We start from the raw sequence: 21,202 nt of genomic DNA, 5'->3' as shown, positions 1-21,202 counted from the left end.
TCCCCTCTCCCACCGAAGGTGGGGGAGGGTTAGGGAGGGGGCATCGTCAGCCGACGCCCCCCACCCTCAACAATCGAAGAACACCGTCTCCCCCTCGCCCTGCAGGCGGATGTCGAAGCGGTAGACCACGCCTCCCGGAACTTCGGCGCGCCGGGCGATCAGGGTGTCGCGGCGGTCGGCGGGGACGGTGGTCAGCACCGGGTCCGCGGCGTTCGCCGCCGTTTCGTCGGAGAAATGCAGGCGGGTGAAGAGGTGGCTCAGCATGCCGCGGGCGAACACCGTCACCGCGATGTGCGGGGCGTGGCCGGGGTCGCAGACGCCCGGCTTCACCGTGTCGAAGAAGTAATGGCCGGCGTCGTCGGTGCCGCAGCGGCCGAAGCCGGCCGCACCGGGGGCGTGGCGGCCGTCGGCGCCGGCCTGCCAGATTTCCACGACGCAGTCGCGGATCGGGGCGCCCTCGCCGTCATAGACGACGCCTTCGATGCGGATGTGCTCGCCCGGGGTGTCGCGGGTGGCCAGCCGGTTGGTCGCCAGCGGGCGGCGGCCGTAGAGTTCCGGGGTCCAGGCATAGGCGAAATAGGGGCCGACAGTCTGGGACGGGGTCTGTTTCAGCATCTGGCTCATCAGGATCAGCCCTCCATCGGCGTGGCCTGGCGTCCGCGCAGGACGATGTCGAATTCATAGCCGAGCGCCCACAGCGGTTCGGTCACGTCGATGGAGAAGCGGGAGACCAGCAGCTCGCGCGCCCCCTCCGGCACCCCGTTGTAGATGGGGTCGAGCGGCAGCAGCGGGTCGCCGGGGAAATACATCTGGGTGACCAGCCGGGTCAGGAAGGACGGCCCGAACAGCGAGAAATGGATGTGCGCCGGACGCCACGCATTGTGGTGGTTGCCCCAGGGATAGGCGCCGGGCTTGATGGTGGTGAAACGGTAGCGGCCTTCGGCGTCGGTGATGCAGCGGCCGGCCCCGAAGAAGTTGGGGTCGAGCGGCGCGTCATGCTGGTCCCAGCGGTGGACGTAGCGGCCGCAGGCGTTGGCCTGCCAGATCTCCAGCAGCGTGTGCGGCACCGGACGGCCGCTCTCGTCCAGCACGCGGCCGGTGACGATCATGCGCTCGCCAACCGGCTCGCCGTTGACGCGGCCGTTCTTCGTCAGGTCGCTGTCGAGCGGATCGACGCTGTCATGGCCGAACACCGGGCCGCTGCGCACCGACAGGCACTGCTTCATCGGGATCAGCGGCTTGGACGGCGAGCGCAGCACCGTCGATTTGTAGAGCGGCGACAGGTAGGGCGGGTGCTGCGCCCAATCGCGGGGGGTGAAGTCGCCCTCCGCCTCGTGAACGGCTGTGTCCATCCTGGGTGTCCCTCCTTGGGAGCGGTCAGCTTTGCCGGCCTTGTGTCTGCTTGTGGTCTGTGAGCACGCGATCGATGAAGTGGGAGGCGGAGCCGGTGTAGTTCAGCGGGTCGAACAGGAGGTCGAGGGCGTCCGAACCCAGCGCCTGCGCCACCTCGGCGTCCTCGCCCAGCACGTCGCGCAGGGGACGGGCGGAGGAGGATGCGCGGCGGCTGGCCTCGGCCACGCGGGAATGGGCGGCCATGCGGCCCATGCGGTCGCCCAGCGCCATGGTGACGGCTTCGGCCAGGATCAGGCCGCGGGTCAGGTCGAGGTTGGCGCGCATGCGCTCCGCATCGACGGTCAGGCCGGCAACGGTCTCGCGGGCATGGCGGGCGGCGCCGGCGAGGAGGCGGCAGAGATCGGGCAGGGCCTGCCACTCGGCATGCCAGCCGCCGAGGCCGCGTTCATGCTCCTGCACCTGTGCCGCCAGCAGACCGCCGACCAGGGCGGGGGCGCGGATGGCGGTGGAGAGCAGGACGGCGCAGGACACCGGGTTGCGCTTGTGCGGCATGGTGGAGGAGCCGCCACGGCCGGGGGCGGCGGGCTCGAACGCTTCGGCGACCTCCATCTGCATCATCAGCGAGATGTCGCGGCCGAGAGTGCCCAGCGTGCCGGCGAGGATGCCGAGGGCCGAGGCGAGTTCGGCGATGCGATCGCGGCTGCCGTGCCAGGGCAGGGCGGGCAGCGGAAGGTCGAGGTCGCGCGCCAGGGCCTCCGCCACCGCCGGGCCTGCGTCGCCGAGTGCCGCCAGCGTGCCGGCGGCGCCGCCGAACTGCAGGGCAAGGCGGTCGCGGGCGGCGGCGAGGCGCTGGCGGTCGCGGCCCAGCGCGTCGAGCCAGCCGGCGGCCTTCAGGCCGAAGGTCGTCGGCAGGGCGTGCTGCAGCCAGGTGCGGGCGACCATCGGCGTGGAGCGGTGGCGGTCGGCGAGGTCGGCCAAGCCGTCGGCCAGTGCTGCGAGATCGGTGTCGAGGCCGTCGAGGAAGCGGCGCAACTGCAGCATCAGGCCGCTGTCCATCGCGTCCTGGCTGGTGGCGCCCCAATGGACGTAGCGCGACGCCTCCTCGTCGGTGGCCTTCACGGTACGGGTCAGGTGCTTGACCATCGGGATCGCGGTGTTGCCGGCCAGCGCCGCCTCCGCCCCCAGCGCGGTCAGGTCGTAGAGGTCGGCCCTGCACGCCGCCTCGATGGCGGGGACGGCGCGGGCGGGGATGACGCCGACTGCAGCCTCCGCCCTTGCCAGCGCCGCCTCGAACTCCAGCATGCCCTGCAGCCGCGCCGCGGGGGAGAAGGCGTCGGCCGCTGCGTCGGTGGTGAAGAGCGGGTCGAGCAGCGGGTCGGCGTGGCGTGTGGCGGTCATCCCTTTTTCGCGTCCTCTTCGTCCATCTCGGCATAGACGGCGCGGGCCAGCGCGATGGCGTGGTTTCCGGCAGGGACGCCGGCATAGACGGCGGCCTGCATCAGGATTTCCTTCACCTCGTCGCGGGTGACGCCGGTGTTGCGGGTGGCGCGGATGTGCAGCTTCAGCTCGCCGTCCTTGCCCAACGCCGCCAGCATGCCGATGGTCAGCATGCTGCGCGTCCGGATGTCCAGGCCCGGCCGGGTCCAGATCTGGCCCCAGGCGGTCTTGGTGATGAACTCCTGGAAATCGGCGTCGAAGTCGGTGGCGCGCTCCAGCGAGCGGTCGACATGGGCATCGCCGAGGACGGAGCGGCGCACGGCCATGCCGCGGTCGTAGAGGTCCTCATCGTCCATTATAGGTCCCTCAGGAAGCCGTCGATCAGGGCGGCCAGTTCCGCCGGCTTCTCGACGCCGGGGATGTGGGCGGCGCCGGGCAGCAGTTCGAACCGCGCGCCGGGGATGCCGGCGGCCAGCGCGCGGGCGGCGTCGGGCGGGGTGGCGACGTCATGCTCGCCGCAGATCACCAGGGTGGGGGCGGTGATGGCGGCGTTGGCGGCGCTGAGGTCGGCGTCGCGGATCGCCATGGCGCAGCCGACATAGCCGTCCTCCGGGATGCGGGCGACCATGGCGGTGTAGCCGCGGATCTGGTCGGGGCGGCCGTCGCGGAAGGCTTGGGTGAACCAGCGGGCCATGACGCCGTCGGCGATCGCGGTCATGCCGCGGGCACGGATGGCGGCGATGCGGTCGGTCCAGACCGAGGCCGGGCCGATGACTCCGGCGGTGTCGCACAGGATCAGGCCGTGGATTCGGCCGGGCGCCTTGACGGCGAGGCGCTGCGCCATCATGCCGCCGATCGACAGGCCGCAGACATGGGCGCGGGCGATGCCGAGCGCGTCGAGCAGGCCGGCGGCGTCGTCGGCGAGGATGTCCATGCTGTAGCCGGCATCGTCGGTGACCGGCGTCACCTGGGTCAGCCCGTGGCCGCGCATGTCGTAGCGCAGGATGCGGTAGCGCTGCGACAGGTGCGGGACGACGGCGTCCCAGATGTGGAAGCTGGTGCCAATGGAGTTGGCGAACAGCAGCACCGGCGCATCGGCCGGGCCGGTCAGGTCGTAGTGCTGGGTGATGCCGGCGGCTTCGATGAAGGGCATGGGTGGTCCTACTCGCCTCTTGGAAAGCTAGACCCCCACCCTAACCCTCCCCCGCTGGGCGGGGGAGGGGACAAGCGCTTGTTCGGGAGGGGGCGGCAGTCCCTCCCCCACCCAGTGGGGGAGGATAGGTGGGGGTCTAACTTTTACGGCTACACCCGCTCGATCATCACCGCGATGCCCTGGCCGACGCCGATGCACATTGTGCAGAGCGCCGTCCGGCCGCCGGACTGTTCGAGCTGGTAGAGCGCGGTGGTCGCCAGACGGGCGCCGCTCGCCCCCAGCGGATGGCCGAGCGCGATGGCGCCGCCTTGCGGGTTCACATGCGCGGCGTCGTCGGGCAGGCCAAGCTCCCGCAGCACGGCAAGGCCCTGGGCGGCGAAGGCCTCGTTCAGCTCGATCAGGTCGATGTCGGCGATGGTCCGGCCGAGACGCTCCAGCAGCTTGCGGGTGGCGGGGACCGGGCCGATGCCCATGACGCGCGGCGGGACGCCGGCGGTGGCGCCGCCGAGGATGCGGGCGCGCGGGGTCAGGCCGAAACGCTTCACCGCCGCTTCCGATGCGATCAGCAGGGCGGCGGCGCCGTCGTTGACGCCGGAGGCGTTGCCGGCGGTCACCGTGCCGCCGGGGCGGACGATCGGCTTCAGGGCCGACAGTGCCTCGATGGTCGTGGCGCGGGGGTGCTCGTCGGTGGTCACCACCGTCTCGCCCTTGCGGGTTCTGATGGTGACGGGGGCGATCTCGCGGGCCATGCTGCCGTCGGCGATGGCGCGGGCGGCGCGCTCCTGGCTGCGCAGCGCGAAGGCGTCCTGGTCGGCGCGGGCGATCTTCCAGTCGTCGGCGACGTTCTCCGCCGTCTCCGGCATCGAATCGGTGCCATAGGCCGCCTTCATCGCCGGGTTGACGAAGCGCCAGCCGATGGTGGTGTCGAAGATCTCGGCCTGCCGGGAGAAGGGCGTGTCGGCCTTGCCCATGACGAAGGGGGCGCGGCTCATGCTCTCCACCCCGCCGGCGATCATCAACTCGGCCTCTCCCGCCTTGACGGCGCGGGCGGCGGTGGCGAGCGCGTCGAGACCGGAGCCGCAGAGCCGGTTCATCGTCGTGCCCGGCACCGCGTCGGGCAATCCCGCCAGCAGGGCCGCCATGCGGGCGACGTTGCGGTTGTCCTCGCCGGCCTGGTTGGCGCAGCCATAGATGACGTCGTCCACCGCGGCCCAGTCGACCGACGGGTTGCGCTGCATCAGGGCGCGGATCGGCACGGCGCCGAGATCGTCGGTGCGCACCGACGACAGGGCTCCGGCATAGCGGCCGATGGGGGTGCGGATGGCGTCGCAGATATAGGCGTCACGCATTGCTTTATCCTTCTCCGCCGGCTTGCCCCTGGGCGGTGCCATGGGCTGCAGCAGTGCGGGCTTGGAGGTCGCGGAGCGCCGTCAGGGTTTCGGCGTCCGGGACTTCGGTGGTCTTCAGGTCGGGCGAGATCTTCAGGTCCCAGCCGGTGGCGGCCTTCACCTGCTCCACCGTCACGCCGGGATGGATGCCGGTCAGGGTCAGTTCCTTGCTCACCGGGTCGGGGGTGAGGATGCCGAGGTCGGTGATGACCGCGGTCGGCCCGGCGCCGGGAATGCCGGCCCTGGTCCGCGCGTCCCCGCCGTCGAGATAACCGGCCGAGGTGACGAAAGGCAGCTTGGCGACGAAGGCCTTCGGGCTGTGCTTCAGGACGATGAAGACCTCCTTGGCCTGGGAGGCGATCTCCGGCGCGCCGCCGGCACCGGGCAGTCGCACCTTGGGCGCGTCATAGGGGCCGATGACGGTGGTGTTGATGTTGGCGAAGCGGTCGACCTGCGCCGCGCCGAGGAAACCGACGTCGATCCGCCCGCCCTGCAGCCAGTAGCGGAAGATCTCCGGCGTGCCGACCACGGTGTCGGCGGTCAGCGCGAGGTCGCCGTCGCCGATCGACAGCGGCAGAACCGTCGGCTTGGCGCCGATCGGGCCGGATTCATAGATCAGCACCACGTCGGGCGCATGGGTCAGCCGGGCGAGGTTGGCGGCGGTGGAGGGCAGACCGATGCCGACGAAGCAGACGGTGCCGTCCTTCAGCAGCCGGCTGGCCGCCACCGTCATGATCTCGGTCGCGGTGAAGTCCATCGTTGCCGTGCTCATCACGCAACCTCCGTCATGCTTTGGGGCATGCTTTCGGCCAGCACGCGGCGGAAGTCGGCGAAATCGTCGGTGTCCAGCACATGGCGCCGCATCCAGGCCTGGAAGGTCTCGCGCGAGCGGGCGATGGGGTCCCAGGCCTTGTAGAAGCGGTTGTCGCGCTCCGAATAGCCCTGCGCGTAGGACGGATAGGCGCCGCCGGGGACGGGGCAGACGGCGGAGAGCGCCCAGGCCGGCAGCACGCAGGCGTTCGGCGGCGCCTCCAGGTCATCGACGATTTCCTCCACCGTGACGATGGAGCGCTTGGCGGCGAGAACCGCCTCCTTCTGGACGCCGAGGATGCCCCAGAGCAGGACGTTGCCGCGGCGGTCGGCCTTCTGGGCGTGGATCACCGTCACGTCGGGGCGGACGGAGGGGATGGCGGCCAGCTTCTCACCCGTGAAGGGGCACTCGACGAAGCGGATGTTCGGGTTGACCTTCGGCAGGTCGGAGCCGGTGTAGCCGCGCAGCAGCGCGAAGGGCAGGTTGGAGGCGCCGGCGACATAGGCGTTGGCCATGCCGGCGTGGCTGTGCTCCTCGATGGCGAGCGGTTGCGGCCAGCCCTGTTCGACCGCGTCGCGGAAACGGTGGAGGGAGCCGACGCCGGGATTGCCGCCCCAGGAGAAGATCAGCTTCGCGGCGCAGCCCATGCCGATCATCTGGTCATAGATCAGGTCCGGCGTCATCCGCACCAGCGTCAGGCCGCGCCGGCCCTGCCGGATGATCTCGTGCCCGGCGGCATGGGGAATCAGGTGGGTGAATCCTTCCAGGGCGACCGTGTCGCCGTCGCGCACAAGGCTCGCCACCGCCTCGCGCAGGGGCGTGATCTTCGCCATATGACCTCCCGAGTGTGCGAAAATCGCACGAACATTCGCCTTTACGCACAGAGTGACGAGAGCGGCGGTTCGCTGTCAAGGTCGAAAACGGCAGAAATAGGGCGATAAACGCCCATATTGCGGCGCAACATGAGCAATGTGCGGTGGAAAGTCTCAGGCGATGTTAAAAACAGAAGCAGTGTCAGGGTATTAGTCGGAAGGCCGGCTTTGTGCGATTATAGAACATTATATCAAATATCGCACTTGACGGTTCGGCCGTCCCTCAGTACGGTTGTTGCAACAGTCAATGACCGGGACAAAAGAGTTCCGGCGCCGGCATATGGTCACATGTGGGAGGGACAATGACGAGGACTCTGCGCAACGCGCTGCTGGGTGCGGCGTTCGGTCTGGCGCTGGCGGCCGGTCCGGCCGGTGCCGCCACCATCAAGGTCGGCGTCGTGGCGCCCTTCTCCGGCCCGTTCGGCGTGGTCGGCAAGAGCTTCAAGGAAGCCATCGAGGTCTATCAGGCCGAACATGGCAAGACCGTCGGCAACGACACCGTGGAGTTCATCTACAAGGACCTCGACCAGCCGAACCCGTCCCAATCCAAGGCGCTGTCGCAGGAACTGATCGTCAAGGAGAAGGTGTCCTTCCTCGCCGGCTATTTCTTCACGCCGGACGCGCTGGCGGTCGCCCCGCTGATCGACGAGGCGAACATCCCCTGCGTGATCTTCAACGCAGCCACCTCCGCCATCACGGAGAAGTCGCCGCGCTATGTCCGCACCTCCTTCACCCTGTGGCAGAACACGGTGCCGCTGGCCGAATACATGGCCAAGCAGGGCATCAAGAAGGCGGTGTCGGCGGTCAGCGACTATGGACCCGGCATCGACGGCGAGGCCGCCTTCAAGACCACTTTCGAGAAGCATGGCGGCACGGTGGTGGACACCATCCGCATGCCGCTGAAGTCCACCGACTTCGCCCCCTTCATGCAGCGCATCAAGGATTCGGGCGCCGAAGCCGTCTATGCCTTCCTGCCGGCCGGCCCGGCGACGCTGGCCTTCGCCAAGGCCTTCAACGACACCGGGCTGCGGGCGGCGGGCATCAAGTTCTTCGGCCCCGGCGACCTGACCCAGGAACCGGACCTGCCGGCGCTGGGCGACGCGGCGATGGGCATCACCACCACCTTCAACTACAGCCGCGCCCATGATTCGGCGATGAACAAGGCCTTCGTCGCCAAGCACAAGGAGATGTTCGGCTCGGTCGACAGCGTCACCTTCACCTCGGTCGGCGCCTATGACGGCGTTCACGTCATCTATCAGATGATCAAGAACGGCGGCGGCAAGATCGACGGCGCCAAGGCCGTGGAGTCGGTGAAGGGCATGAGCTGGGAAAGCCCGCGAGGGTCCCTGACCATCGACCCGGACAGCCGCCACGTCACCCAGACGATCTATCTGCGCACCGTCGAGAAGGTCGACGGCAAATTGGAGAATGTCGAGAAGCAGGCGTTCCCGAAGCAGCCGGACTATGGGTACAAGTTGGCGAAGTGAGGGGAGGTTGTCCCTCTCCCGTCCCGGGAGAGGGAAGGGGCCCGCGAAGCGGGAAGGGTGAGGGGTGAGGCACGGAGCCATGCGGTTCGGGATCCTTGGCCCACCCCTCACCCTCCCCATGGCTTTGCCATGGGTCCCCTCCCTCTCCCGGGGCGGGAGAGGGCAGGTGGAGAGACATCATGGAAACCATGTTCGGGATCGCCGTCGACGGGGTCGCCTACGGCATGATCCTCTTCATCATCTCCGTCGGGCTGTCGGTGACGCTGGGGCTGATGCGGGTGGTCAATCTGGCGCATGGCGCCTTCGCCATGGTCGGCGGCTATGTCGCGTCCTATGCGGCGCAGGAGGCCGGGCTGCCCTATGCGGCGGCGCTGGTGGCGGCGGTGGCGCTGACGGTGCTGGCGACGCTGCCGCTGGAACGGCTGCTGTACCGCCGCATCTACGGCTCGGCCAACGAGCTGGCGCAGGTGCTGCTGACCATCGGGCTGACCTTCGTCATCGTCGCCGGCATCAATTACCTGTTCGGCCCGACGCTGAAGCGCATCCCGCTGCCGGAGCTGCTGACCGGCACGGTGGAGCTGGGGCCGAAGGCGATCCCGGCCCACCGCGCCTTCGTGATCGCCGCCGGGGCGGCGACGCTGCTGGGGCTGTGGTGGCTGCTGGAGCGCACCGATTTCGGCATCCGGCTGCGCGCGGCGGTGGATGATCCCGCCATGGCGGCGGCGTTGGGCATCCGGACCGAACGGCTCTATCTGGCGACCTTCGCGCTCGGCACCGGGCTGGCGGCGCTGGGGGGCGTGCTGGGGGCGGAGCTGCTGCCGCTGGAGCCCTATTACGCCATCCGCTACATCGTGCTGTTCCTGGCGGTGGTGGCGGTCGGCGGGGCCGGCAGCATCTTCGGATCGGCGGCGGCGGCGCTGGCGCTGGGCATCGTCGACACCGCCGGCAAATACCTGATCCCGAGCTTCGGCGAGTTCTTCTTCTACGCCGCGCTGATCCTGATCCTGTTCCGCTGGCCCCACGGCTTCTTCAAAGGGAGGACGGCATGACGAGCGTCGCCGAGCGAGACGGCAAGGGCGACGGCAAGGCGGGCCGGATGACCGGGCGCACCCCGCTGGCGGCCCGCCGCGATCTCGGCTGGATCGGCATTCCTCTGGTCGCGGCGGTCGGGCTGGCCGCCTTCTGGCTGCTGCCGGACGATCTGGCGCTGCTGACCCGCATCGCCGCCTCGGCCCTGTTCGTGCTGTCGCTCGATCTCGTGCTCGGCTATGGCGGGATCGCCACGCTGGGGCAGGCGGCGATGTTTGGCACCGGCGCCTATGCCGCCGGCATCGTCGCGGTCAACTGGAACAACGATCCCTTCATCATGCTGGCGGCCGGCGGGCTGGCCGGCGGGCTGATCGCGCTGACGACCGGTGCCCTGATCCTGCATGCGCGCGGGCTGACCCTGCTGATGCTGACCATCGCGGTCGGGCAGATCGTGCAGGAGGTCGCCAACAAGGCGCGCGACTGGACCGGCGGCAGCGACGGTTTGTCGGGCATCGACCCGGCGCCGGTGCTGGGGATGTTCCGCTTCGACATGTATGGCCGGACCTCCTACCTGTTCGCGCTGGCGGTGCTGGTGGTCGGGCTGCTGGTGGCGCGGCGGATCGTGCGCTCGCCCTTCGGGCTGGCCTGCCGCGGGGTCAGTGAGGATCCGCTGCGGATCTCCGCCATCGGCGGCTCGCCGAAATCCTATCTGGTGGTTCTGTATGGCGTGGCCGGGGTGTTCGCCGGGATGGCGGGGGCCCTGACCGCCGTGACCAGCGGCATCGTCGGGCTGGACAGCGCCGGCTTCCCCTGGTCGGCGGAGGCGCTGGTGATGCTGGTGCTGGGCGGCACCGGGCGGCTCTATGGCGCGGTGATCGGCACGGCGGCCTTCATGGGCATCCACCATATCCTGGCCGCCAGCGACCCCTTCCACTGGATGGGCTTCATCGGCCTGTTCCTGATCGGCATCGTCCTGTTCCTGCCCGGCGGCATCGCCTCGGGCGTGGAGCGGCTCGGCGGGCTGCTGCGGGGCCCATCGCAAAACAATGGTGAGGACCGGGCATGACGGCGCTGTTGGAAGTCGAGGGGCTGTCCAAGAATTTCGGCGGGCTGCAGGTGTCGTCCGACATTTCCATGATGCTGAATGCCGGCGACCGCTGCGCCCTGATCGGGCCGAACGGGGCGGGCAAGACGACCTTCGTCAACCTCGTCACCGGGGTGATCCCGCCCAGCGCCGGTACCATCCGGCTGGACGGCCGCGACGTGACGACGCTGTCGGCGGCGGAGCGGGTGCGGCTGGGGCTGATCCGCAGCTTCCAGGTGGCGCGGCTGTTCAAGTCGATGACGGTGCGCGAGCATCTGGAACTGGCCGTGCTGCAGCGCGACCGCCGCACCTTCCGGCTGTTCGCCAATGTCGCGAAGGTCGCCGGGCTGGCCGACGAGGTGGCGGGGCTGCTCGACAGCATGGGGCTGACGCCGGTGGCGCATACGGCGGTGGGCTCGCTGGCCTACGGGCAGCAGCGGCTGCTGGAGATCGCGCTGGCGCTCGCCATGAAGCCGAAGGTGCTGATCCTGGACGAGCCGGCGGCCGGCGTGCCCCATTCGGAAAGCCAGCGCATCCTCGACGCCATCGACCGGCTGCCCAAGGATCTGGCGGTGCTGATGATCGAGCACGACATGGACCTCGTCTTCCGTTTCGCCAGGACCATCGTCGTGCTGGCGCAGGGGCGGCTGCTGTGCAGCGGCACCGCCAAGGAGATCGTCGCCGACCCGCGCGTGCGCGAGGTCTATCTGGGGAGCCGCGCCGATGCACACTGAACCGCGTGGAGCCTTCGAGGTGACGGATCTGCGCGCCGGCTATGGCAAGACGCTGATCCTCGACGGCGTGTCGCTGGCTGTGCCGGCGGGCGGGCGGCTGGCGCTGCTCGGCCGCAACGGGGTGGGGAAGACGACGACGCTGGCGACGCTGGTCGGCCAGACCACCCGCCATGGCGGCGGCATCCGGCTGGACGGGGTGGAACTGGCGGGCATGAGCAGTTCGGCGCGGGCGGCGGCGGGGCTCGGCTACGTGCCGCAGACGCGCGACATCTTCAAATCGCTGACGGTGGAGGAGAACCTCGTCACCGGGCTGAAGGGGCGGCCGCGCTCGGCGCTTGAGGAGGCATACGAGCTGTTCCCCCGGCTGGGCGAGCGGCGGCGCAACGGCGGCGGCGAACTGTCGGGCGGTGAGCAGCAGATGCTGTCGGTCGCCCGCGCCCTGCTGGGCAAGCCGACGGTGCTGCTGCTGGACGAACCGCTGGAGGGGCTGGCGCCGGTGATCTGCGACACGCTGATGGCGGCGCTGTCGAGACTCGACATGACCATTCTGCTGGTGGAGCAGCAGGTCGACCGCGCGCTGGAGTTCGCCGACCGCGTGGTCTTCCTCGACCGCGGCCGGGTGGTGCATGCCGGGCCGGCGGCGCAGGCGAAGGCCGATCCGGCGCTGCTGGAACGCCATCTGGGCGTGGCGCTGGCGGCGTAGGGGAGGTGATATCCCCGTCCCCCCCCCGGGGAGAGGGGATCTTGGGGGATGGTGCGCTCTACCTGAACGGCGGGGCGTAGAGCAACCCGCCCTGGGTCCAGGGCTTGTTCATGCCGGGGTCCATGCCGTAGGGGGTGCCGAGATTGCGGCCGAAGATCTCGCCGTAGTTGCCGACCTGCGCCAGCACCTGCAGGGCCCAGTCGTCGGGAAGGCCCAGCGTCCGGGCGACGCTGCCGGCGTGGCCAAGCATCCGGTGCAGTTCGGGGTCGTCGGGGATGCGGCCGGCCTGTACGTCGGCGGCGGTGACGCCCTTGGAATCGGCCAGCACGATGGCGTGGAGGACCCAGCGGGTGATGTCGTACCAGTTGCGGTCGCCGCGCGCGATGTAGGGGGTCAGCGGCTCGCGCGAGATCACGTCCGGGTAGATGGTGATGCCCATGCCTGCCTGGCGGTAGCCGGCCAGCGAGGTCACCAGCACCGTGCGGTCGGTGGTCAGCAGGTCGCATTCATGGGCGAGGAAGGCCTGCAGCGCCTCGTCCAGCGTCTGGAAGGTGCGGATCGTCCAGGGCAGGTCGGACTTGCGGATATAGTCCTCCAGATTGCGGACCGTGGTGGTGGCGGTCTTGACGCAGACGGTGCGCGGCCCCAGCCGGTCGAGCGGCGGTGGCGGCGTGCCGTCGCCGTGGATGGCGAAGCCCTGGCCGTCATGCAGCAGCGGCATCAGGAACTCGATGTCGTGCGACAGGTCGCGGCTGAAGGTCCAGGTCGTGGTGGTCAGCGCCACGTCGACCTCGTGCTTCTCGACCGCCTGGAACTCCTGCGGCTTTTCCGGCAGGCGGACGACGCGGATCGCCTGGGCGTTGCCCAGCGTCGCCGCGGCGAAGACCCGGCAGACATCGACCAGGAAGCCGTCGAGATGACCCTGCGGGTCGGAGAAGGAGATGCCGCTGACGCCGCTGCGCAGGCCGCAGATCAGGAAGCCGCGGCTGTGGATGCGCTCCAGCGTGTCGCCGTCCTCGGCATAAGCCGGTGATGTGAGCGCCGGCAGGGCCGACACGATCGCCAGCAGCACAAGCAACAGCAGCCGCATCCCGACACCCATCTCCCCACCCGTCCCATCCGCCGCCTGTCCGCGGCGGGCGGGGTCAGGCCGCCTGCCCGGCGCGCAGCGTGCCGAGCAGACTATGCAGCGAAGCGGCTTCCTCGGCCAGCGTGTTCGCCGTCTTGGTCAGCGAGGCGGCGATGTCGCCGGTGCGCGCCGCCTGGGCGCCGACTCCGTCGATCAGCGCCGCCACCTCGCCGGTGTTGCCGGCGATCACGCCGACACGGCTGCGGATGTCGGTGGAGGATTCGGTCTGGCGGGCCACCGCCTCGCCGATCAGGTCCTGCACCTCGTTGATGCGCTCGACCGAGCCGGAGATGCGGGCGAAGGTGCCGACGGTGTTCTGGATGCTGCCGTTGATGGCGCTGACCGAACCGGCGATCTGCACCGTGGCGTTGGCGGTCTCCTCCGCCAGCTTCTTCACCTCTGCCGCCACCACGGCGAAGCCGCGGCCCGCGACGCCGGCCGCCGCCGCCTCGATGGTGGCGTTCAGGGCCAACAGCTTGGTCTGGTGGGCGATGCCGGTGATGACGTCGACGATGCGGCGGATCTGCTCGGTGTTCTCGCCCAGCTGGCCGACCACCTCGCGGGCGGCGGTCAGCTCGTCCAGCGTGGCGCCGACCACGCCGGCCGCCTCGGTGGCGAGGTTGGAGACGGTGCCGATGGTGTCCATCAGCACCCCGGCGCTGTCGTTGCAGGTGGTGGCGTTGCGGTTGCTCTCGGCGACGAAGCTGCCGGCGCTGACCGTGCTGTCGATGGTGCCGGCCGATTCCCGGCGCAGCGCGTCGGCCAGCTCGCGCAGTTGGCCCGACTGGGTGGCGACGCCGGACGCGACGGTGTGCACGTCCTCCATCAGCTGGCGGGCCAGCGCGGCGGAGCGCATCTGCTCGCTCACGTCGGTCCAGGACAGGGTCTTGCCCAGCACATTGCCCTGGTCGTCGAAGACGGTGTCGACATGGGCCTCCACCGTCGTCTCGCCCACCGTCAGGGTGCGGCGCGGGATCGGCGGACGGGCGGGATCGGTGCAGTCGGCGGTGAAGTCCGGCCCCTGCGCCAGCAGGTCGGGACCGGCGGGGTCGATGCCGTGCGCCTCGCAGAAGGTCCGGGCGGCCGGGTTGACGAAGCCGACTTGCCCATCGGTGCGCAGGAGGGCGGTGGGCACCGGGCTGCTGTCGACCATCCGCTTCATCAGCAGCACCTGCTCCACGCTGCCGCGCAGGTGGCGGAGCGCCGCCGCCATCACCGCCAATTCGTCGCGGCCGGTGCGCGGGATCTCGATGGACAGGTCGCCGGCGGCGATCTGCTCCATGGCGCGGGCGAACTTGCGCAGGTTGGCGAAGACGGCGACGCGCAGCAGCAGGGCGGCGGCGATGGCGACGGCCAGCGCGAAGGCGCCGACCATCTTCAGCGCGTCGTTGCGCAGAGCCTCCGTCGCGCCGACGAACTCCGACACGTCGCGCGAGATCTCCGCCGTCGCCCAGGGCAGCCCGCCGTCGCCGCCGAGCGCGACCTTGGTGGTGGACAGCTTGGCATGGTCGGACGGCTCGCCGCCCTTGGCCTCGAACAGCACGCCGCCCTTGCCGTCGGTGAAGCGGATGTCGGCGTCGAGAACGGCGCCCAGGCTGGACAGGGCGGGCAGGGGATCGGTCACCACCTCGAGGAAGCCCAGGACGCGGAAGCCGCCGATGGGGACGATCATGCTGAACAGCGGCCGGCCCTGGCCATCGCGCCACAGCAGGCTGGCCGGGCGGCGCTTGTCGGCGATGTCGCGCGACTTCAGCGCCTCGAAGAGCGGGGCGACGGTGGCGACGCTATCCTGCTCCCCGCCGGTTGTGGCGATCCGGGCCATGTCGGCGTCATAGACGGCGACCGAGACCAACCGCACCTCGCGGTCGACCACGACGGGCCGGGCATTGATGTTCTTCAGCGCCAGCATCGTCTTGGCTGGGTCCTTCTGGTTGATGCTGTCGACCAGGAAGGAATCGCGGCTCCATTCGTTGGCGTGGCCCTGGAGCCATTCCGTGTAGTTCTTGCGGATGCGGTCGTTGGCCAGCACCCGCAAGGTCGCCGCCGCGCTGCTGTTGAAGGTTTCGAGCGCGAAGTCGGTGTAGCGTTGCGACACCCAGGCCTGGCTGGCGATCAGCGCCGCCACCAGCACGCCCACCACCGACACCATGGCGCGGCGCAGGGTCCAGAAGCGGTGGCGTGCGCCGCCGTCGTCCAGGGTGCCGCCCGTCTTCGTCACGCCTGCTTTCGTCGAGATCGCCGTCATGCCCAAACCCCCCGCCGCCACAAAAACGGTTCCACGGATTGCTACGCGCATATCGTCGCAGGGCCCTTTGAACGGTTTAGCGTCCAATTGTGAACAGCTCGTGACTTTTGGTTCGCATTTGAGACAAGCGGGGGCGCCGGAGCCAAAGAAACGGACGGATTTTCCGGTCGACGGGCGGTCTATGACTTTCCTATGGGGGAGTGCTGCAAGACAAAAAGCAACCGGGTGTGGTGGGTTGACTTCGAAAAAGGCCGGTTGCCCGCTCCGATGCATAAAAAATGGGCCACGGAAGCGCGCGAAAAATTTTCGCGATTTCCGTGGCCGAGGTTGCCGAGCGCGTGGCCGCCGCGAGACTGAAGCGACGGGGGAGTTTGCTCGGGGTTCGGTGTCTAGCCCTCTCCCGCCCCGCTCCCCCTCTCCCCCCCCGGGGAGAGGGTCGGGGTGAGGGGGTGGCATAGGGTGGATTCGGTGGCGAATGGGGACTGTGCGACCCTTGAAAATCCTCGCTGTGCAACCCCCTCACCCTAACCCTCTCCCCGGGGGGAGAGGGGACCCGAAGGGCGGGAGAGGGAGTGTTCACCCGTCCTGCGTGACGTCGCCAGCGAAGAGGTAGCCGGTGCCGTGGACCGTTACGATCAGCCTCGGGTCGGCGGGGTCGGGTTCGATCAGGCGGCGCAGGCGGCGGACGAGGCTGTCGATGGTGCGGTCGGTGGCGTCGGTCTTGCGCCGGGTCGTCGCCGTCAGCAGATAGTCGCGGTTCATCACCCGGCCGGGGTTGCAGACGAAGGTCGACAGCAGCTCGAATTCCGCGCCGGTCAGACGCACCGGATTGCCCTGCGGGTCGGTGAGGCGCATGCGGTCCAGCCACAGCGTCCAGCCGGCGAAGCTGCGCCGGCGGTCGTCGCGCTGGTCGCCCGGCGCCTTCAGCCGGCGCAGCAGGTTGCGCACGCGGGCGAGGATCTCGCGCGGCTCGAAGGGCTTGGCGATGTAGTCGTCGGCCCCCATCTCCAGCCCGATGATGCGGTCCAGCTTCTCCGCCCGGCTGCTGACCAGGATGATGCCGATCTCCGACCCCGCGCGAAGCTCGCGGGTCAGGGTCAGCCCGTCCTGGCGCGGCAGCCGGATGTCGAGCAGCACGAGGTCCACCGCGGCGGTCGCCAGCAGATCCTTCAGCTCCTCGGCACTTCGGGCCTGCAGGACGTCGAAGCCCTCATCCGTCAGATAGGACTTCAGCGTCTCGCGCGTCACCGCGTCGTCGTCGGTGATGGCAATGGTCGCCGGCATGGCCCTCTTGTCCGCCTCTCAGCGCCCCCTTATGCCTCAATGCTCCAGGATCTGGCCCAGGAACTGGCGGGTGCGCTCGCTTTTCGGGTTCTCGAAGAATTCGGCCGGCGACCCGCTCTCGATGATCGAGCCCTCGGCCATGAAGACAATAGAGTCGGCGACCTGCCGGGCGAAGCCCATTTCGTGGGTGACGCAGACCATGGTCATGCCCTCGCCCGCCAGCTCGGTCATCACGTCCAGCACCTCCTTGACCATTTCGGGGTCGAGGGCGGAGGTCGGCTCGTCGAACAGCATGATCTCCGGCCGCATGCACAGCGCGCGGGCGATGGCGACGCGCTGCTGCTGGCCGCCGGACAGCTGGCCGGGGAACTTGTGCGCCTGGTCGGGGATGCGCACCCGCTTCAGGTACATCATGGCGATTTCCTCGATCTCGGACTTCGCCATGCCGCGGACCCAGATCGGCGCCAGCGTCAGGTTCTGCAGAACGGTCAGGTGCGGGAACAGGTTGAAGTTCTGGAACACCATGCCGACCTTGCGGCGGATCTTCTCCACCGCCTTCACGTCGTCGGTCAGCTCGATGCCGTCGACGATGATGTGGCCGGTCTGGTGCGCTTCAAGCCGGTTGATGCAGCGGATCATCGTCGACTTGCCCGAGCCGGAGGGTCCGCAGACGACGACTTTCTCGCCCTTCTTGATGCTGATGCTGACGTCGCGCAGCGCGTGGTAGCTGTTGTACCACTTGCCGACCTTGCGGAGTTCGATGATGGCGTTCTCGGTCATGACGTGTCTCCAGAAGGCCGGTCAGCGGCGGGTGTAGCGGTTGGCCAGACGCTCCAGCCACTGGCTGTAGCGCGACATGCTGAAGCAGAAGATCCAGAACATCAGCCCGGCGAAGACATAGACCTCGGCGAAATAGGGACGCCATTCGGGGTCGGTCGTCGCCACGGTGGCGGCGGTCAGCAGGTCGTACAGGCCGACGATGGTGACCAGCGAGGTGTCCTTGAAGGCGCTGATGAACTGGTTGACGATGGGCGGGATGACGATGCGCAGCGCCTGCGGCAGGACGATCAGCACCGTCTTCTGCCAGTAGGACAGGCCCAGCGCGTCGGCGGCCTCGTACTGGCCCTTGGGGATCGCCTGCAGGCCGCCGCGCACGGCTTCGGCAAGGTAGGCGGCGGTGAACAGGGTCATGCCGGCCAGGGCGCGCAGCAGCTTGTCCACCGTGACGCCTTCCGGCAGGAACAGCGGGAACATCACCGACGCCATGAACAGCACGCTGACCAGCGGCACGCCGCGCATCGTCTCGATGAAGCCGACGCAGAAGGTGCGGATCGCCGGCAGCGACGACTGGCGGCCCAGCGCCAGCAGGATCGACAGCGGGAAAGCGATGGCGATGGAGAAGACCGACAGCATCAGCGTGATCGGCAGGCCGCCCCAGCGGTCGTTCGGCACATAGCTGAGGCCGGCGACGCCGCCCCACATCAGCACGCCCATGCCGACCAGCGTCAGCGCCCAGGCCACGGCCAGCCAGGGCCGCCAGAAGGCGCGCACGCCGCTGGCGCCCAGCATCGCCACGAACAGCGCGCAGGCCAGGAAGGGGCGCCACTGCTCGTCATAGGGATAGGTGCCGAAGAAGATCAGCCGGTGCTTGACCACGATCACCGACCAGCAGGCGCCGGCCGCCTCGCGGCAGGCCTCCGACGAGCCGGACCAGCTGGCCTTCAGCAGCAGCCAGTTCGCCGCCGGCGGCACCACCAGCCACAGCAGGGCGAGGCAGGCGAGGGTCAGGACGGTGTTCAACGGCGTGTTGAACAGGTTGTCCTTGGCCCAGCCGAAGGGCTTCAGCGCCGTCATGCCGTTGGCCTGCGGCGGGGTGGAGGCCTGGGTCGGCTCCTCCTCGTAGGAAGCGGCCCAATGGGCGGGAGGAACGGGACCGGTGGGAATCGGGGCCTGATCGGCCGGGAACTGCTTGCTCATCGGGTCACCAGAGCCACGCGGCGGTTGTACCAGTTCATGAAGCCGGAGATGCTGAGGCTGATGATGAGATAGACCACCATCATCATCGCCACCGCCTCCACCACCTGTCCGGTCTGGTTGGCCGAGGTGTTGGAGACGCTGACCAGATCCGGATAGCCGATGGCGACGGCCAGCGAGCTGTTCTTGGTCAGGTTCAGATACTGGCTGGTCAGCGGCGGCACGATGACGCGCAGCGCCTGCGGCAGGATGATGAGGCGCAGGATCTTGCCCGGCGACAGGCCCAGCGCCAGCCCGGCCTCCGTCTGGCCATGCGGCACGGCGAGGATGCCGGAACGGACGATCTCGGCGATGAAGCCGGCGGTGTAGACCGACAGGCCGATCAGCAGGGCGGTGAATTCCGGGGTGACCGACCCGCCGCCCTCGAAGTTGAAGCCGGAGAGCACCGGAACGTCGAAGGCCAGCGGCGCGCCGGTGGCGACGAACACCAGGGCCGGCGGCAGCAGCACCGCGGCGATGGCGGCCGGCAGGGTGGGGAAGGGCTTGCCGGTGGCCTCGCGGTGACGGCGGCCATGGCGGACGATGGCGACGGCGGCAGCGATGCCCGCGATCAGGGCCAGCAGCGCCCAGCCATGGCCGGCATGCTCCACCAGCACCGGGAACTTCATGCCGCGGTTGCTGAGGAAGATGCCCGGCACCACCTCCAGCGCCTCGCGCGGGCTGGGGAGCCGGTTCATGATGGTGTACCAGACCACCAGCTGCAGCAGCAGCGGCACGTTGCGGATCGTCTCGACATACAGGGTGGCGAAGCGGTTCACCATCCAGTTGGAGGACAGCCGCGCGATGCCGATCAGCACGCCCAGCACGGTCGCCAGCACGACGCCGGCGGCCGACACCGCCAGCGTGTTCAAGAGGCCGACGACCAGCGCCTTCAGATAGGTGTCGGACGCGGAATAGGAGAGCAGGCTCTCGCCGATCTCGAAACCCGCCTCGCGCTCCAGGAAGCCGAAGCCGGTGGCGACGCCGCGGGTGGCGAGATTGGTCAGCGTGTTGGAAACGAGATACCAGGCGACGGCGAGGGCGCAGGCCAGGAACAATGCCTGATACAGCCACCCCCGCACGCGCGCGGAATTCAGCGCCTGGACCGGGTTTGTCATGGTGTTGCTCCGTGCGGGGGAGTGAGGCGTGGCGGACACTTGCCCCCACCCCGACCCTCCCCTGCGATCGGACCGGCCTTCGGCCGACCGAGAGCGGGGGAGGGTTAGGGAGGGGGCATCGCTGCCGGCGCTTACTTCATCGGCGGGGCGTACATCATGCCGCCTTCGGTGTAGAGGGCGTTCTGGCCGCGCGGCATCTTCAGCTTGGAGCCGGTGCCGACGTTGCGCTCGAAGCTCTGGGCGTAGTTGCCGACCTGCTTGATGATGTTGAAGGCCCAGTTCTCCTCGACGCCCAGCGCCTTGCCGTTGCCGGCGGTGACGCCCAGCAGGCGCTTCACGTCCGGATCGGGCGAGGTCATGGCGGCGTCGACGTTTTCGGAGGTCAGGCCCTTCTCCTCGGCCTGCACCATGGCGTAGAAGGCCCAGATGACCAGGTTCATCCACTCCTCGTCGCCCTGGCGGACGGCCGGGGACAGCGGCTCTTTCGAGATCAGCTCGGGCAGGATGACGTAGTCGTTGGGGTTCTGCACCTCGGCGGCGCGGATGGCGGCCAGCTGCGAGGCGTCGGAGGTCAGGGCGTCACAGCGGCCGGCGAAGAAGGCCTTGTTCAGCTCCTCGTTCTTCTCGATGACGACCGGCTTGAAGGTCATCTTGTTGGCGCGGAAGTAATCCGACACGTTCTGTTCGGTGGTGGTGCCGGGCAGGACGCAGACGGTGGCGCCGTTCAGCTGCTTGGCGCTCTTCAGGCCCAGCTTGGCCGAGACCATGAAGCCCTGGCCGTCGAAATAGTTGGTCGGGCCGAAGTTGAGGCCGTTGGCGGTGTCGCGGGTCAGGGTGCGGGTGGTGTTGCGGGCGAGGATGTCGATCTCGCCGGACTGGAGCGCCGGCAGGCGCTGCTGCGCCGACAGCGGGGTGTACTTCACCTTTTCGGCATCGCCGAACATGGCGGCGGCGACGGCGCGGCACATGTCGACGTCAAGGCCCGACCACTTGCCCTTGTCGTCGGGCGAGGAGAAGCCGTACAGGCCCAGGTTGACGCCGCACTGGACGTAGCCCTTCTGCTTCACGCCGTCGAAGGTGGCGCCGGCCTGGGCCGTACCGGACAGGGCAAGGGCGGAGACGGACAGGGTGGCCGCGATGGCGAGCGCGCTCAGACGGGACTTCACGGGGCGTGGCTCCTTCAGCCTTGGTGGTTCGTGGGGCGCCGGGGCGGGAGGCTCCGGCCGCCGCGCAACGTCACAATCGCTCCGTGGATTGAACAAAGTGCCCGCCCGGCATGAACGGATGTGGCGGAGTTGTGAACAGCTTTGGACAAATGGGGCCGCGCGGGCTGCGAAAGGCTGGGTCGGGCCTCGCCCGTTG

General features: G+C 69.1%; 20 protein-coding genes. 5 read left to right on the top strand and 15 right to left on the bottom strand.

Annotated features, from left to right (window positions below; translation table 11 throughout):
* Positions 1-66: 66 nt before the first annotated feature.
* From pcaG to B9N97_RS32155, 8 genes are all read right to left on the bottom strand, one after another.
* Positions 67-624, bottom strand: coding sequence for a protocatechuate 3,4-dioxygenase subunit alpha (gene pcaG / locus B9N97_RS32190; protein WP_085091914.1), 558 nt, complete (start codon positions 622-624; stop codon positions 67-69).
* A 5-nt stretch (positions 625-629) separates the two neighbouring features.
* Positions 630-1,352 carry a protocatechuate 3,4-dioxygenase subunit beta gene (gene pcaH / locus B9N97_RS32185; RefSeq protein WP_085091913.1) on the bottom strand — a complete coding sequence of 241 codons (723 nt, stop codon included), beginning with the start codon at positions 1,350-1,352 and terminating at the stop codon, positions 630-632.
* Between the two features lie 25 nt (positions 1,353-1,377).
* Positions 1,378-2,751 (bottom strand): 3-carboxy-cis,cis-muconate cycloisomerase, encoded by a 1,374-nt coding sequence (locus B9N97_RS32180; protein ID WP_085091912.1) that lies wholly within the window; start codon positions 2,749-2,751, stop codon positions 1,378-1,380.
* Positions 2,748-3,146: a 4-carboxymuconolactone decarboxylase gene (gene pcaC / locus B9N97_RS32175; protein ID WP_085091911.1), complete on the bottom strand. Its 399-nt coding sequence runs from the start codon at positions 3,144-3,146 to the stop codon at positions 2,748-2,750. The genes B9N97_RS32180 and pcaC overlap by 4 nt, the downstream gene beginning before the upstream one ends.
* Complete coding sequence (gene pcaD, locus B9N97_RS32170) at positions 3,146-3,943, bottom strand: 3-oxoadipate enol-lactonase (RefSeq protein ID WP_085091910.1); 798 nt, start codon at positions 3,941-3,943, stop codon at positions 3,146-3,148. Before pcaD ends, pcaC begins: the two co-directional genes overlap by 1 nt.
* A gap of 149 nt (positions 3,944-4,092) precedes the next feature.
* A complete protein-coding gene (pcaF, locus tag B9N97_RS32165) occupies positions 4,093-5,292 on the bottom strand; it encodes a 3-oxoadipyl-CoA thiolase (protein ID WP_085091909.1) in 1,200 nt (399 codons plus the stop codon).
* A 4-nt stretch (positions 5,293-5,296) separates the two neighbouring features.
* Positions 5,297-6,103 carry a CoA-transferase subunit beta gene (locus B9N97_RS32160; protein WP_143266969.1) on the bottom strand — a complete coding sequence of 269 codons (807 nt, stop codon included), beginning with the start codon at positions 6,101-6,103 and terminating at the stop codon, positions 5,297-5,299.
* Entirely contained in the window at positions 6,103-6,975 is an 873-nt protein-coding gene (locus B9N97_RS32155; RefSeq protein ID WP_085091908.1) for a CoA transferase subunit A, read from the bottom strand. The genes B9N97_RS32160 and B9N97_RS32155 overlap by 1 nt, the downstream gene beginning before the upstream one ends.
* Before the next feature lie 341 nt (positions 6,976-7,316).
* On the opposite strand from B9N97_RS32155, the gene B9N97_RS32150 reads away from it, so the two are divergent.
* The 5 genes from B9N97_RS32150 to B9N97_RS32130 all read left to right on the top strand — a co-directional run bounded on the left by B9N97_RS32150 (position 7,317) and on the right by B9N97_RS32130 (position 12,051).
* Positions 7,317-8,501, top strand: coding sequence for an ABC transporter substrate-binding protein (locus tag B9N97_RS32150; protein WP_143266968.1), 1,185 nt, complete (start codon positions 7,317-7,319; stop codon positions 8,499-8,501).
* A 179-nt stretch (positions 8,502-8,680) separates the two neighbouring features.
* Positions 8,681-9,550: a branched-chain amino acid ABC transporter permease gene (locus B9N97_RS32145; protein WP_085091907.1), complete on the top strand. Its 870-nt coding sequence runs from the start codon at positions 8,681-8,683 to the stop codon at positions 9,548-9,550.
* Complete coding sequence (locus B9N97_RS32140; protein WP_143266967.1) at positions 9,547-10,596, top strand: branched-chain amino acid ABC transporter permease; 1,050 nt, start codon at positions 9,547-9,549, stop codon at positions 10,594-10,596. Before B9N97_RS32145 ends, B9N97_RS32140 begins: the two co-directional genes overlap by 4 nt.
* Entirely contained in the window at positions 10,593-11,348 is a 756-nt protein-coding gene (locus B9N97_RS32135) for an ABC transporter ATP-binding protein (RefSeq protein ID WP_085091906.1), read from the top strand. Before B9N97_RS32140 ends, B9N97_RS32135 begins: the two co-directional genes overlap by 4 nt.
* On the top strand, positions 11,338-12,051 hold the full coding sequence (locus B9N97_RS32130; protein WP_085091905.1) for an ABC transporter ATP-binding protein: 714 nt from the start codon (positions 11,338-11,340) through the stop codon (positions 12,049-12,051). The genes B9N97_RS32135 and B9N97_RS32130 overlap by 11 nt, the downstream gene beginning before the upstream one ends.
* Positions 12,052-12,109: 58 nt before the next feature.
* Here B9N97_RS32130 and B9N97_RS32125 read toward each other — a convergent pair whose 3' ends face one another.
* The 7 genes from B9N97_RS32125 to B9N97_RS32095 form a co-directional block, all read right to left on the bottom strand.
* On the bottom strand, positions 12,110-13,141 hold the full coding sequence (locus B9N97_RS32125; protein ID WP_244561042.1) for an amino acid ABC transporter substrate-binding protein: 1,032 nt from the start codon (positions 13,139-13,141) through the stop codon (positions 12,110-12,112).
* 55 nt (positions 13,142-13,196) lie between these two features.
* Positions 13,197-15,425, bottom strand: coding sequence for a methyl-accepting chemotaxis protein (locus tag B9N97_RS32120; protein WP_085091903.1), 2,229 nt, complete (start codon positions 15,423-15,425; stop codon positions 13,197-13,199).
* Positions 15,426-16,001: 576 nt separating this feature from the next.
* Positions 16,002-16,709 (bottom strand): response regulator, encoded by a 708-nt coding sequence (locus B9N97_RS32115; RefSeq protein ID WP_085091902.1) that lies wholly within the window; start codon positions 16,707-16,709, stop codon positions 16,002-16,004.
* A 36-nt stretch (positions 16,710-16,745) separates the two neighbouring features.
* Complete coding sequence (locus tag B9N97_RS32110; RefSeq protein WP_085091901.1) at positions 16,746-17,489, bottom strand: amino acid ABC transporter ATP-binding protein; 744 nt, start codon at positions 17,487-17,489, stop codon at positions 16,746-16,748.
* Between the two features lie 21 nt (positions 17,490-17,510).
* Positions 17,511-18,686, bottom strand: coding sequence for an amino acid ABC transporter permease (locus tag B9N97_RS32105; RefSeq protein WP_143266966.1), 1,176 nt, complete (start codon positions 18,684-18,686; stop codon positions 17,511-17,513).
* Entirely contained in the window at positions 18,683-19,840 is a 1,158-nt protein-coding gene (locus B9N97_RS32100) for an amino acid ABC transporter permease (RefSeq protein WP_085091900.1), read from the bottom strand. Before B9N97_RS32100 ends, B9N97_RS32105 begins: the two co-directional genes overlap by 4 nt.
* A 131-nt stretch (positions 19,841-19,971) precedes the next feature.
* Positions 19,972-21,006, bottom strand: coding sequence for an amino acid ABC transporter substrate-binding protein (locus tag B9N97_RS32095; RefSeq protein ID WP_085091899.1), 1,035 nt, complete (start codon positions 21,004-21,006; stop codon positions 19,972-19,974).
* Positions 21,007-21,202: the final 196 nt, after the last annotated feature.

Source organism: Azospirillum oryzae, from assembly GCF_900177515.1.
Lineage (GTDB): Bacteria > Pseudomonadota > Alphaproteobacteria > Azospirillales > Azospirillaceae > Azospirillum > Azospirillum oryzae_A.
This window is presented reverse-complemented; position numbering and strand designations above follow the sequence as displayed.